The organism is Achromobacter sp. GbtcB20 (assembly GCF_019091095.1).
GTDB lineage: Bacteria > Pseudomonadota > Gammaproteobacteria > Burkholderiales > Burkholderiaceae_B > Achromobacter > Achromobacter mucicolens.
On the sequence record NZ_JAGXJZ010000320.1, the window covers coordinates 1 to 360 of the forward strand.

A 360-nucleotide genomic window follows, 5' to 3' on the forward strand; every position below is an offset into this window, starting at 1 on the left:
CGGGTCGGGGTCTGGCGCATCCTGCGCGAGTTCGAGCGGCGCGGCCTGCCGCTGACCGTGTTCGGCGTCGGCATGGCGCTCGAGCGCTGCCCGGACGTGACCGCCGCCTTCCGCGAACTGGGACACGAGATCGCCTGCCACGGCTGGAGGTGGATCAGCTACCAGAACGTGGACGAGGCGACCGAGCGCGAGCACATGGCGCGCGGCATGGAAGCCATCGAACGCCTGACCGGCGAGCGCGCGCTCGGCTGGTACACCGGACGCGACAGCCCGCACACGCGGCGCCTGGTGGCCGACTACGGCGGCTTCGAGTACGACAGCGACTACTACGGCGACGACCTGCCCTTCTGGCTGCGCGTG

General features: G+C 71.4%; 1 protein-coding gene. It reads left to right on the plus strand.

Translation table 11 applies throughout. From position 1 onward, the window contains the following. A partial coding sequence (locus tag KVT32_RS29165) for a polysaccharide deacetylase family protein (RefSeq protein ID WP_217619324.1) occupies nucleotides 1-360 on the plus strand: 360 nt, incomplete at both ends.